This window comes from Brevibacillus reuszeri (assembly GCF_002897295.1).
Classification (GTDB): domain Bacteria; phylum Bacillota; class Bacilli; order Brevibacillales; family Brevibacillaceae; genus Brevibacillus; species Brevibacillus reuszeri_A.
Map to the genome: position 1 here is coordinate 56,050 of NZ_BEXF01000016.1, position 12,093 is coordinate 68,142.

General features: G+C 45.3%; 13 protein-coding genes. 5 read left to right on the plus strand and 8 right to left on the minus strand.

Annotated elements, in window-relative coordinates:
- Positions 1 to 88: 88 nt before the first annotated feature.
- From C3B52_RS22665 to C3B52_RS22675, 3 genes are all read left to right on the plus strand, one after another.
- Positions 89 to 2,068, plus strand: a complete 1,980-nt coding sequence (locus C3B52_RS22665) for a beta-propeller domain-containing protein (RefSeq protein ID WP_103108663.1) — start codon at positions 89 to 91, stop codon at positions 2,066 to 2,068.
- 81 nt (positions 2,069 to 2,149) lie between these two features.
- Positions 2,150 to 2,839, plus strand: a complete 690-nt coding sequence (locus tag C3B52_RS22670; RefSeq protein ID WP_103108664.1) for a tetratricopeptide repeat protein — start codon at positions 2,150 to 2,152, stop codon at positions 2,837 to 2,839.
- 165 nt (positions 2,840 to 3,004) lie between these two features.
- Positions 3,005 to 3,631, plus strand: coding sequence for a SurA N-terminal domain-containing protein (locus C3B52_RS22675; protein ID WP_103108752.1), 627 nt, complete (start codon positions 3,005 to 3,007; stop codon positions 3,629 to 3,631).
- Positions 3,632 to 3,686: 55 nt separating this feature from the next.
- Here C3B52_RS22675 and C3B52_RS22680 read toward each other — a convergent pair whose 3' ends face one another.
- From C3B52_RS22680 to C3B52_RS36635, 8 genes are all read right to left on the minus strand, one after another.
- A complete protein-coding gene (locus C3B52_RS22680) occupies positions 3,687 to 4,382 on the minus strand; it encodes an MBL fold metallo-hydrolase (RefSeq protein WP_103108665.1) in 696 nt (231 codons plus the stop codon).
- A gap of 85 nt (positions 4,383 to 4,467) precedes the next feature.
- The gene (locus C3B52_RS22685) at positions 4,468 to 5,259 is read right to left on the minus strand and encodes an ABC transporter ATP-binding protein (RefSeq protein WP_103108753.1); all 792 of its coding nucleotides are present in this window, start codon (positions 5,257 to 5,259) and stop codon (positions 4,468 to 4,470) included.
- 218 nt (positions 5,260 to 5,477) lie between these two features.
- Positions 5,478 to 5,915: a hypothetical protein gene (locus C3B52_RS22690; protein ID WP_103108666.1), complete on the minus strand. Its 438-nt coding sequence runs from the start codon at positions 5,913 to 5,915 to the stop codon at positions 5,478 to 5,480.
- Positions 5,912 to 6,739 carry a DUF3100 domain-containing protein gene (locus C3B52_RS22695; protein ID WP_103108667.1) on the minus strand — a complete coding sequence of 276 codons (828 nt, stop codon included), beginning with the start codon at positions 6,737 to 6,739 and terminating at the stop codon, positions 5,912 to 5,914. Before C3B52_RS22695 ends, C3B52_RS22690 begins: the two co-directional genes overlap by 4 nt.
- Before the next feature lie 27 nt (positions 6,740 to 6,766).
- Complete coding sequence (locus C3B52_RS22700; protein ID WP_103108668.1) at positions 6,767 to 7,942, minus strand: amidohydrolase; 1,176 nt, start codon at positions 7,940 to 7,942, stop codon at positions 6,767 to 6,769.
- Positions 7,943 to 8,217: 275 nt separating this feature from the next.
- Positions 8,218 to 8,703, minus strand: coding sequence for a hypothetical protein (locus C3B52_RS22705; protein WP_103108669.1), 486 nt, complete (start codon positions 8,701 to 8,703; stop codon positions 8,218 to 8,220).
- 127 nt (positions 8,704 to 8,830) lie between these two features.
- Entirely contained in the window at positions 8,831 to 10,360 is a 1,530-nt protein-coding gene (locus C3B52_RS22710) for an amino acid permease (protein WP_103108670.1), read from the minus strand.
- A gap of 18 nt (positions 10,361 to 10,378) precedes the next feature.
- Positions 10,379 to 10,516: a hypothetical protein gene (locus tag C3B52_RS36635; RefSeq protein WP_164684875.1), complete on the minus strand. Its 138-nt coding sequence runs from the start codon at positions 10,514 to 10,516 to the stop codon at positions 10,379 to 10,381.
- 210 nt (positions 10,517 to 10,726) lie between these two features.
- On the opposite strand from C3B52_RS36635, the gene uvsE reads away from it, so the two are divergent.
- Together uvsE and C3B52_RS36640 are read left to right on the plus strand one after the other, a co-directional pair.
- Positions 10,727 to 11,659, plus strand: a complete 933-nt coding sequence (uvsE, locus tag C3B52_RS22715; protein WP_103108671.1) for a UV DNA damage repair endonuclease UvsE — start codon at positions 10,727 to 10,729, stop codon at positions 11,657 to 11,659.
- A 167-nt stretch (positions 11,660 to 11,826) separates the two neighbouring features.
- Positions 11,827 to 12,048, plus strand: a complete 222-nt coding sequence (locus C3B52_RS36640; RefSeq protein ID WP_164684876.1) for a hypothetical protein — start codon at positions 11,827 to 11,829, stop codon at positions 12,046 to 12,048.
- Positions 12,049 to 12,093 lie beyond the last annotated feature (45 nt).

Below are 12,093 nucleotides of genomic sequence, written 5' to 3' on the forward strand. Positions count from 1 at the left end.
AAAGCTGTATAAGTGAAACACTTCAGAGCGTGACACCGTCTTATTCTCAGGAAGCTTTCAAGCCGATGAAAAACGAAGGAGGATCACTATGAAAAAAAGGCGTGCTAGCCTTTTAACAGCTGCACTTTTCCTAGCGATTACGCCGTTTCTTTTTGCGAATGGCGCTATGCAAGAAACAACAGCACTCGCAGCAGATAAGGACGGACTTCCTGTAGTTGGTTCTTACGATCAGCTGAAAAAACTGCTGAAAACAACTGAAACGAGCATTATGTACAAGTACGGTGTTCCTGCTCCGCAAAGCGTCGTCCCCCCACAAAATGTTTCTCTAGAAACGGCAGCAGCAGCGCCGGATTCTTCCTCTGACTATTCCACGACGAACACGCAGGTACAGGGAGTAGACGAAGCCGACATCGTCAAATCAGACGGCACTTATCTTTATCAAGCAACGAATGCCGAGGTGCGAATTATCAAGGCTTTCCCGGCTGATCAGCTGAAAGTTGAATCACGAATCACATATGAGAACGGATTGTTCCAGCCGCTTGAGATGTACGTCGATGAAAAAAGACTGGTCGTGATCGGGCAAGCAACCGAGGTCTCGTCGACATCCTCTCCTGCATCAAGCGAACCTTCCGTTCAAGCATACAAAATCGGTATCCCCTGGTATCCAGAAAAACAAACGGTCAAAGCGCTTGTATACGATCTCTCGGACAAAAAGCATCCACAACTCACTCGTCAGGTCGAAGTAGAAGGTCAATACCTGTCTTCCCGTAAAATTGGCGCAAGCCTGTACATGACCGCAAATAGCTATGTAAACACGTACAGAATTCTTCAGGAGCAGAGGGAAATACCAGGTCCAATCTATCGTGACAGCGTCCAAGGCGATGGCTATAAGACCATTCCCTACAGCGATATACGGTACTTTCCTGAACGAATACAGCCCGACTACTTGATGGTCGCAGGTGTCAACCTCGATGATCCCAAACAAAAAATGTCCATGAATACGTATCTGGGCGCTGGTGAAAACATTTATGCCTCAAAGGAAAATTTGTATGTCGCTGTGACCGAGTATAAAGCTGCTGCGTTGCCTACCCAGTCAAAAGAATCCTTTGCGCCGGAAATCATGGTTGTGCCCGCAAACGAAATCATCACCAACGTGTATCGTTTTGCCATGGATCATGGGACTCTCACCTACTCCGGAAAAGGAGCTGTCCCGGGCCGAATACTCAATCAATTTTCGCTGGATGAGCATGATGGATATTTGCGGGTAGCGACCACGAACGGTGAGATGTGGCGTACGGATGAGTATACATCCAAAAATAATTTGTATGTGCTGGACGACAAGCTCTCGATTTACGGCAAGCTGGAAGGAATCGCGCCAGGAGAGCGCATTTACTCTGTTCGATTTATGGGTGATCGCGCCTACATGGTGACCTTCAAAAACGTTGATCCACTGTTTGTATTGGACCTGACTAAGCCGAAAACGCCAACGATTCTAGGTGCACTAAAAATACCAGGCTACAGTGACTACCTCCATCCCTATGACGAAAACCATATTATCGGTTTTGGCAAGGAAGCAGAATCAGATAAAGACATGGCGTATTACCAAGGAATGAAGGTCGCTCTCTTTGATGTATCAGATGTCTCTCACCCAAAAGAAAAATTCAAAACCGTAATTGGCGATCGAGGAACGAATTCCGAGCTGTTGTACAATCACAAAGCTCTCCTCTTCTCAAAAGAAAAGGACCTCTTGGCATTTCCTGTGACGGTATACGAATGGACGCCAGAACAAAAGACTGTAGGTAACATTCGTGATTATGGCCAATTCACTTTCCAGGGAGCTTATGTGTATCACCTTACTTTACAAAAAGGCTTTACCCTCGCAAATCGGATTACCCATCTCGACGAGCAAGACATGAAAAAGGCTGGAGATGGCTGGTACGAGAGCGAAAAAAATATCAATCGAATCCTTACTATTGATGACACGATCTACACCGTTTCGAACAGTTATGTCACAGCCCATCAGCTTTCTACGAAACGGCAAGTAGGAACTCTACCACTGACGAAATAGCGGCAATGCTCTGTCATGCGGACTGGTTCTGTGCTAAGATGAGTAAGTGAACGTAGCGTTAGATAGAAAGGGTGTCCCTACGTGGATTATCTTAGTCTCAATTTGACATCAACACTTGCAGGGTTAGCAGCTGTGATTTTGGTTATGTTCCTCCGGCTCCACTGGCCCTTTCGCTTCCAATATATGGCCAATCTGTTTAAACGCCGATTGGACGTTCGGCTTCGCTTTCTGGATGCTTCTTATCGCAAGAACCGTTCGCGCTCAGTAGCCATGCTGGATAAATCTACTCACGAAATCATGAGTGGCAATTATGAACTGGCAGAAAAGTTTATTGTACAAGGAATAAACGTTTGCAAAGAGCAGCCCTCTTTGTTTAATCAAGCCATGATTCACTATTTGTTCTATAATCTGGCGGTTGTCTACTATTCTTCTGGACGCTATAGTGAGGCTTTAGAAGTGGCATTCCGCATTTATCAGCGTGATCAGGGAATGACAGATTCACTTGCGCTGATTGCTTGCTCGCATGCTCGTTTGGGTGAGGTCGAAAGCGCTCTGGAAGCGTATAAGCTTATTTCTCGCAAACGATCCGCTCGTGATTGGAAGCTTTTTTGCCTAGCCGAGATTGAGGCAGCCAAAGGAAACTATGAGCATGCCCTCACCTACCTGCGTCAATTAATGGGAAAATCGTCGGCCAGCTTTTTGCATCTCAATCGTTCCGAGCTGGAAAAACGTTTGGAGGAATGGCAAAAAGCCGAAACGGAGGCAGGCTGAAATCACCCTCCGCTATGTTTCACACGACCGCACATGCGTTTTTCGTGTGCGGTTTTTTATTGGGGGAGTAATTGTGTAAATCTTGTATAGACAAGCTTTCATTTTTCCCCCGTAATTCTGTCTTACAATAGAAGGCATACATGCATGAAAGAGAGGATTTTTCTAATGAAAAAATTTGATGTAACCATTCTGACAGCATCCGTACTCGTCCTCGGACTCGTAGTATTAGGCGTATCTCAGGCGAAAGAACCCGCTGGTGAAGCTACAGGTGCTGTTGTAGCAACGATTGACGGCAAAAACATTACACAGTCCCAGCTCTATGACGAAATGAAGCCTACTGTCGGGAAAGAAGCGATGGCTAGCATCATTGCTACTGAGCTAATTAATCTGGAAGGAAAGGCTCAAGGAATTACGATCTCCGATGAGGAGCTCAACAAAGTCATCGGTCCGGTTAAAGAAAAATTAAAAACTCCAGAAAAATTCCAAGAATATTTGAAGGAAAAGGGAATGGATGAGAAAGATTTCCTGGAGCGGACAAGACTCCTGCTGTTGCGCGACAAGCTGATCGAAAAAGCTTACCCGACTACGGAGAAAGACATTACGGACTACTATGAGAAATATAAAGATAAGCTCAATGGCACCTTGGAGCAAGTTCGTCCAGAGGTCGAGGAAAAAGCAAAAGAGAAAAACAGACGCAAAAATACGCCAGAGTGGATGGACGCCATGAGCAAAAAGTACAAGGTAAAAGTACTGGACCCAGCTCTGGACTCTGTCGAAGAAGCGAAAAAATAACTCAACAAAAAAGACTTCTGTTCCACCTTCACTGGTGCCAGAAGTCTTTTTTTGCTTATGGTTTGACAAGTGAAATCAATTCTTGAATAAAAGGGACGATCTCTCCTTGGAAGATTAAGCCATGACCGGTAGCCAAGCATTCGATTGGCCAATCAAGCAAAATCTCCAATCCAGCCACGTAGGTAAGCGCTCGTTCAGGCTCCTTCTGTGCGAAAGCTTTGACGTATTCTTTATACGCCGTCCTGCATTCATCCTCGGTTCCGACAATTTGTCCCAGCTCTGCTTTTGATTCTCCAAAAATGAGATGATCACCGACAAAACAGACTTTGCTTTGCGGATCAAAAAAAGCGACGGAGCCTTCTGTATGAAATGGCAGCTGTCTAAATCGGAGGACTGGCAGGTCACCACCAGTCCCCGTAAACGTATGACCGAACAGTGTTTGCGAAAAATCGTCCAGCTCATAATAATCCTCTAAGTGAATCCAATTATTGCGAGAAGGAAACAAGTCAGCATTCCCTATATGATCCGCGTGTCGATGCGTAAAGTAAACGTACTCAATTTGCTCAGCTTTGACTCCTATCTCCTCAAGCGCCTGTTGAAAGTATGCACGCTGCTTGCGCAGATGGGAATCAATCACCACAAACGCATCACCCTTTTGGATCACATAGCTGTTGATAAAGCTATTCCATGCTTCTTCATAGGTGATGATCGCCCAGGTAGAGTCCGTGATCGGTGCAATCGCATTGGTCATGCCTCCATCTCTCCTCTCCTCCCAGATACAGTTCCTTACTTCTATTATACACAATCATACACGAGCGTGCTGTTTCTACTGACACTTACCTCACAGAAGCCTCTTCTCCGAGGCTAATCCACGAACGTCCTTGTGACTTCTGGACGTTTACCGGGACGCCAAAAAACCGTGTTAACCGATCAGCAGTCAATACGTCCTGAGACGGTCCAACTTGATCAACTGCACCTTCCTTGAGCAAAAGCGTATGCGTAAAGCATGGCAAAATTTCTTCGATATGATGGGTTACATACAACAGAGTTGGACCATCAGGCTGAGCCGAAATTTTTTCGATCATGGCCAGCAATTGCTCACGAGATAAGAGGTCCAGACCCGTACATGGTTCATCCAAAATCAACAGCTTCGGTGAAGCCATCAATGCACGAGCAATCAGTACCTTTTGGCGTTCGCCTTGGGACAATGCCGAAAAAGGGCGATTTTTTAACGCTTCACAACCAAATGTATGAAGTAATTCCTCTGCCTTCTTCTTATCCTCGTCTGATGGAACCGAATATAGTCCGATCGTCGCTTCCCGTCCGCTCAAAACAATTCGATAAGCTGTTTCATGATCATGCAGCTGGGCAATTAAGGCTGTACTAACCCATCCAATCGTTTTTCGCACTTCTCGCAAATCTACCGTTCCATATAAATTTCCTAATACATTTACTTCTCCAGATGTAGGCCACGTATAACCGCAGATGATTTTTAACAGACTAGTTTTACCTGAACCGTTCAATCCCACGAGACACCAGTGTTCTTTTTCGCGAACCTGCCAGCTGATGTCCTGCAGGATTGTCGTTTCGTCTCTTTGCCAAGTCACATTTTTTACATCTATAATCATGCTTTTTTCCACTCCTAGCTCTCTTTTTTTCCCCGTAATCTTTCTGATTATTAAGAGTATACCTGTCCTTACCCAATCGTTCAATTCTTTTATATGTATAAAAACGCTTCTGGGAAGGTCCGTTCTCAGCTTGTGTGCTATACTGGATCGATGCGATTGGAAAAAACCTCCATGAGCTTGATGCTGCTCACAGAGGTTCAATAATGTTTGTGGGAATATTAAAATTTCCCTTGAATCTTAAATACGATTTCGGCAAACAGTGTTGCAAACAAGAATGTGCCGGTGAAGACAACAAGCGATACGACAACAATCCTCCAGCTAAGTTCTTTAAACAAGTGAATATCCTTCCCTAAAGACAGACCTGCGTAAGCGAGAATCGGTGTAGCAAGCGCCAACAGGTTGATCTTCGCAATCGATGCAGCAATAAATGCATTTCCTGGGAAGATAGGAGATGTTGCGATCATAGCGAACAACGAGATCCAAACAATCACAGGAGATTTGAAAGGCAAAATTTTGGTGAAGCCCATCCCGATCAAGGTAACTACTGCGAGGAGCAGAATACCTGGCAATGATTCTGCCGGCCCTACACCGTATCCGATCCAGTTTCCGATAAGTGCGATGAGTCCAATGAGTAAAATGGTCAGTACTTGATTCATGCGCTGCGTCTACCTCCTTCTGTAGTGGAAGCATTTTTGCGTCCGATAACAGGCTCAAGCCATTTGTACAAGCGCTGAGTGAGAGGCAACGAAACGAAGATACACACATAAGTTCCGACAATGCTCATCATCAAGTTAGCTGCACCCGAGTAAAAAGCGATGTCTTTTGTTGCTTCTGGGAAAATAACAGCAAGTGATCCTGTTGCTGCTGCCATCATACTTCCTGAACCAACCGCTGCTCCCATCGCCAAGGAAATCGGGTGAAACAATCCGCTACTTCCTAACAGACTCGCTAAGATAGACATATAAATGGCACCAAACAAGGTTCCGCAAATATAAACACCCAAAGCTCCGCGTGCTTCTGCAGAATTCGCTCCGAATTTGTCGACGATAATCGCCAGGTTTGGCTCACGGTCGAGAGAGTACGTAGCCCCGATTGATTCGCGCTTCAAGCCGAGCCACAAAGCAACAGGCAAGCCAAGAGCAATCGTACCTACGATGTGACCAACTTCCTGTACGAGCAGCGACACGCCAGAACCAAGCAGCTTTGGCAGCTCAGGTCCGATGTTTGCGCCCAGCTTGGCGATAAACAGGAGAAAGGAGACTCCCAAAATATTCGCTGCAGCGTTCATTTCTTTCTCTTTCAGAAACTTGAATTTAGGCCAGCTGATCACTCCACCTAAAACAAGCGCATACAACATGGGAAACAACGCGATGACACCGATGCCTATGTTGATTTTCTTTGTTCCGATAAACTCTGTCACTGCCACAAGTGCAAGCACAAGTAAATGGAGCTTGTACACATTAGCGCGTCCCTCAGTCATAATCTTCCCCCAGTTCGGTCTTTTCTATTATTCCATTACTACTTTTTCCGCTGCACGAATGAACAGCTCTACGCCGCGGACGAGACAATCCTCATCAAAATCAAAGCGCGGATGGTGATGCGGATAAATAAAGCCTTTTTCCGGATTCCCTGCGCCCAATTGAATGAAGCAGCCTGGTGCTTTTTTCAGATACTCAGAGAAGTCCTCTCCTGGCATAACTGGGTCAATGAAAACAATATCTTCCTCTCCCCAACGCTCCCGAATCGTATCTTCCATCAGCTTCGTCACTTTTTGATCATTGACAACGGAAGTGTAGCCAAGTGAATATTTAAATTCATAAGACGCTCCATGTGCGTCTGTAATGCCTTTGACAATTTTCTCAATCCAGATCGGAATATTCTTGCGGATTTCCTCATCAAAGCAGCGTGTAGAGCCTGTGATGGTCAGCGTGTCTGGAATGATGTTGTAGGCTGTTCCTGCATTCAGCATGGTGACGGAAATCACGACCTTGTCGAGTGCACTCACATTCCGCGAAACAATTTGCTGCAAATGGCTGATAACAGAAGCGCCGATTACGATTGGGTCGACTGTCATTTCCGGTTGAGAGGAGTGACCTCCCTTTCCTTGGATCGTAATGTCAAAACGATCTGTAGAGGACGTCAGCGCCCCGTATAGAACACCGAACTTGCCTACTGGCAAATAAGACGCCAAGTGAATTCCGATGATAGAATCCATGCCATCGGCTGCTCCAGATCTCACGATTTCTGCCGCTCCACCAGGTGGCAATTCTTCTGCATGCTGGAAAATGAAACGTACTTCGCCTTTGATCTTGTCCTTGTAGCCGGAGAGGATCTTGGCTGCACCTAGCAACATCGCCGTATGACCATCATGTCCACACGCGTGCATAACACCGGGTTGGCTGGAAGCATAAGGCACTTCGTTTTCCTCATGAATCGGCAACGCATCGATATCTGCACGTATTCCCAGAACCTTGCCTGGCTCAGAACCAATGAGGCGAGCTACGATACTCGTTTTTGTCGGACGGGATAGCTCTAAATTACCAAAAGATTCTAACATTTCATACACATATTGTGATGTCTTGTCTTCCTGGAACGATAATTCCGGATGCTGATGAAGATATCTGCGCCAAGCAACCACCTGCTCCGCTACTTCAGCAGCCAGATTTTCTGCATTCCAACTCATTTTAATCACTCCTTTTACCCAGTCAAACGTACTGCTTTTGATTAGTTAAGTAAAATTAAAAAAAATAGCTTAATGTGAATTTTATCATGCTTTTTTAAAAATAACAAATGTCCATTTCACGCGGACACTCTTCCAGTTTTATCCTCCTAGCTTGTCTATTTATAAGTTATTTTAGAATTGTTTGGCGATTATGTCCATTCTAAATAAACAATAAAACCAATAAAATAAATTTATTGAGTGATCTTTAAATTATCCACTATGTAAACCCTTACATTTCACAAATTAATAGCAAAAATGCTAAATTTATTACCAAACTGCCCCAGCCAAAGTTCACCGTCACCAACCATTACTCCTTGGTCATTGACAAATGTATTCGTCACATTTTGGTGGAGTAGCGCCTCTCTCACTTTTTCTGTCATGATCAGATCATATTCTGTCACAAATTGTTTTTCACCGTGGACAAATCGGCTAGCTCCCTCTTTGTTTACTCGGAGTGGATACTTCACGTGGTTAGCAACTTCGTTCTTGTCTCCTTTTTTTACAGCCTCCTGCAGTTGACCAAAAAACGCTTCAAACGCCACCGGGTTAGTAATTCCTGCCACCTCATACCGATTCGGTTTTTGCTCGCCTTCTCCCAATCTATGAATCGCATAACAGACTACAGCTTCAACAGGATGTGAAGTCTCTGCTGCTAGACAAATTGCTGGAGACATCAAAAGTGCTCCTCCAAACACAACCGCACTCCAACCATTATGCTTCATTCTCTCACCATCCCTTCCATCTGTGTTCATTCCCTTTATGGTCTCGCTGCCAGACTTTCCTTATGCACAAATAGCCCCCATTGCCAAAACAATTTGGCTAACGGGAGCTACTGTTTTTTGCGAGCTATTACTCTGTAAATTTTGCTTCTTGCCGCTTGATCTCTTCATCGGAAGTGCCAAGTGCTGCCTGGGGACCCTCGAAATGCTTTTTGTAATACGCCACATCCATAATCAAAAGCACAACGAACATTCCGATCAGTGCATAGCCTGCTGTTTCATTCGGTGGAATCACCATCATGACGCAAATAAATACGATCCAGATGAGGCTTAGTACGTTAATGGGCTTACTCCAGTTTCCCAGGCTCCACGGTCCGTAATGCTTTTTCTGGAATAGCCCATTCGCCTCTGCACGTAGCTTCAAATACAGCGGTATACCATAGGCTACATAGAGCCCTACGACGCTAACGGCTGTCAAAAAGGCAAGTGTCGTATAGGTTGTATTCGGGTTTATCGTTTTCATCATGTAATCAAACAAAGCGAGGGCAAAGGAAAGAATAATAACGAGCCAGATCGCTTTTGCTGGGGTCCTGTATTTTCTGGATATTTCAGCCCAATGACGACTCCACGGCATCCCATTGTCACGCGAAAACGCATAGAGCATGCGGGAGAAGGACGTTATGGAAGCCAGACCGCAGAACCACATGGCAAACGTAACAAGCCATAATACAACCGAACCAAACGTTCCACCCAATGCTTCGCTAATAACGTAAATGAATGCATTGTCAGCCACACTGGCGGCAGCTGCATTTTTGATGGATAGCGTGACAAATGCGAGCATGATAAAACCAAAAATAAAGGAAAAGGCCACTGAAGTGAAGATTCCCCAGGCTGCGCGAACCCTTGGATTAATCGTTTCTTCAATTGTGTGAGCGGAAGCATCGTACCCGGTAAACGTCCACTGTGCTTGCAAAAGACCAATTAGAAAAGCGATCGCATACGGCTTATCAGAAAAGGTTTGACCGACCTGAAAAAGATAGTCGAGTGGTTGCAGCTCGTGACGTGAGAAAAATACGAGACTGCCAACCAGAATGACGACAACGCCGATATGATACCACGCGGAAAAATCGTTGAGCCGTGCGACCAGTCTGATGCCAATGTGATTGAATGTCCCATGGAGCAGCAAGGTGATGCCAAACAGGATCAAGGTTGTCGTCTCTGTTGAGGTATAGCCAAAAGCACTTGCGAGTAGCGGATCAGCGAATAAGGAAAAGGAGTAATCAATCCCTGCAACAATTCCGATTTGTCCGATCAGGTTAATCCAGGCGGTATACCATCCCCATCTTTTACTCCCTAAAATCGCTGCCCAGTGATACAATGCCCCTGCCGTCGGAATTGCTGATGCTAATTCGGACATGGATGCTGCAATCAAAATGACAAACAACGCTACAATCGTCCAGCCGAACCCCATCATACCTGAGCCGCCATAAAATAGTCCATGTCCGTATAGAGAAACAGCGCCTGTTAAGATGGAAATAATGGAAAATGAAATGGCAAAATTAGAAAATCCACCCATGTCCCGCAAAAGCTCTTGTGCATAGCCAAATTTATTCAGGTCTTTTTTGTCCTCCAATAGCTGGTGCTCTTTTTCCGGCTTCATTCGTTATCCCTCCCCCGATTACGAATTTGATTTAGAGCCGATAAAGCTTTCGTGCTTGCTTTCATCAAATTTGCGAACGTTTTCGTTAGCTCGGTAACCAATTGCTACAGCGACGCCAATCGTAACCAGAATTAGAATCACTCCAAGCCACAGCATACTCTCCCCTCCTTTATTCCTACATTTTTCACATGACCAGGCGGCTGGATTAGTACATTTTACGTTTTAAAATGGAGGCTATACCAATTGGGTTGGTCTAAAAGGCACTTGTGAAGGTTATCCCTTGGATGGGAAGTTTTCAGGCAAAGCATCAGAGGAAGCATCGGGAATACTAACATCATGACGCTGCCTTAAAAGGGAGGGAATTCCTTGATCCGTTTGGGCTATGCCTGCATCAGCGTAAACACCAAAAACAATCCAAACAAAAAAACGACTGTTGCCCAAGTGAACAAGCTGGAGCCTCAGGCGAGACTGAAAAAATTACGGCAAGTATTACAGACCAATTTCTTTAATTTGATGGATCTTCTTGCTTACAATGTAGAAAGGCGAATTTTTTTGTATCGGCTTCCCTCAGAATTTGTTCCGCTAGCCACTCATCAGGTGTCTGCCGATTGGGATTGGGCCAAAGAATTTGCGTGGGATTTTCAAAAAGCCGGGGAATTCATTCGCAAAAACGGAATTCGTATGACAGCCCATCCAGGCCATTTCAATATTCTCAATAGCGATAAACCAGCTGTCGTCGAATCGACGATTGCAGATTTTTCCTATCATGCGCGTGTATTTGATTTGCTTGGGCTTGACGACAACTCTGTATTGGTCACACATGTTGGCGGTGTGTTTAACGATAAGCCCTCTTCTCTGGATCGATTTGCGAGCAATTTTGAGCGTCTGCCAGAGTCGGTAAAAAAACGACTTGTGCTGGAAAATGACGATACATCCTTCACGATGCGTGAGGTCTTGGAGCTGGCCGAACGACTTGGGATCCCTATGGTTTTTGATATCCATCACCACATGTGTCATTCAGATGGTGAAGACTGGGTCGAATACTTGCCGAGAATCATTCAAACCTGGGGAGACCGCACACCCAAAATGCATCTGTCGTCGCCAAAGTCAGAACGAGAATTCCGCGCTCATGCCGATAATATTGATGTGGATCAGTTCATCCAATTCGCTTCCGCTCTGAGCAATTACAACGTTGACATCATCCTGGAATGCAAAAACAAAGATGATGCCCTACTGACGCTGCGCCGCGAATTGAAGAAAAAAGGAATTGGTGTCGAAGCATTCGCGGAACAAGCCTGACAAAAAAACGTCAAAGAACGCCAGTGTATGAGCTGGCGTTCTTTTATATGTTTGGAGAAATTTTAGATGGAACAACCGCAATCACAGCTGCAGTCATGTTGTCCCGAAGAGGAATGTCTGTACCCGAACGATGAGGACGAACCACGTCCAGCCGAGCTGCTGCCTCTATGATGCCAGGATTGGCAACGATCGTGATAATGCTTCATTCTCCGCTGATGGTGTCTGTAGTGCTTGCGGTATTCGTTGTATTTACGGCGATTATCGCGGTGTTTCTCGCATTTATGGTGGAAATATTGCATCCGGTCCATGTGGAATTGGAATTTGAACAAGTACAGCTCAACTTCCATGCCCGATTCGATTCTATGTCTTGGGGGCATCGCATTCGGTGATGCATTTGGTGGCAAGTTTGGAGGTCTTCTGTTAGGCATTATCGA

Excerpts from the sequence above, each read along its gene's own strand:
- C3B52_RS22685 (WP_103108753.1), bottom strand. The coding sequence starts at position 5,259 with ATGATTATAGATGTAAAAAATGTGACTTGGCAAAGAGACGAAACGACA.
- C3B52_RS22695 (WP_103108667.1), bottom strand. The coding sequence starts at position 6,739 with ATGACTGAGGGACGCGCTAATGTGTACAAGCTCCATTTACTTGTGCTT.
- C3B52_RS22710 (WP_103108670.1), bottom strand. The coding sequence starts at position 10,360 with ATGAAGCCGGAAAAAGAGCACCAGCTATTGGAGGACAAAAAAGACCTG.
- C3B52_RS22690 (WP_103108666.1), bottom strand. The coding sequence starts at position 5,915 with ATGAATCAAGTACTGACCATTTTACTCATTGGACTCATCGCACTTATC.
- C3B52_RS22680 (WP_103108665.1), bottom strand. The coding sequence starts at position 4,382 with ATGACCAATGCGATTGCACCGATCACGGACTCTACCTGGGCGATCATC.
- C3B52_RS22675 (WP_103108752.1), top strand. The coding sequence starts at position 3,005 with ATGAAAAAATTTGATGTAACCATTCTGACAGCATCCGTACTCGTCCTC.
- C3B52_RS22705 (WP_103108669.1), bottom strand. The coding sequence starts at position 8,703 with ATGAAGCATAATGGTTGGAGTGCGGTTGTGTTTGGAGGAGCACTTTTG.
- C3B52_RS36640 (WP_164684876.1), top strand. The coding sequence starts at position 11,827 with ATGATGCCAGGATTGGCAACGATCGTGATAATGCTTCATTCTCCGCTG.
- C3B52_RS36635 (WP_164684875.1), bottom strand. The coding sequence starts at position 10,516 with ATGCTGTGGCTTGGAGTGATTCTAATTCTGGTTACGATTGGCGTCGCT.
- C3B52_RS22700 (WP_103108668.1), bottom strand. The coding sequence starts at position 7,942 with ATGAGTTGGAATGCAGAAAATCTGGCTGCTGAAGTAGCGGAGCAGGTG.
- C3B52_RS22665 (WP_103108663.1), top strand. The coding sequence starts at position 89 with ATGAAAAAAAGGCGTGCTAGCCTTTTAACAGCTGCACTTTTCCTAGCG.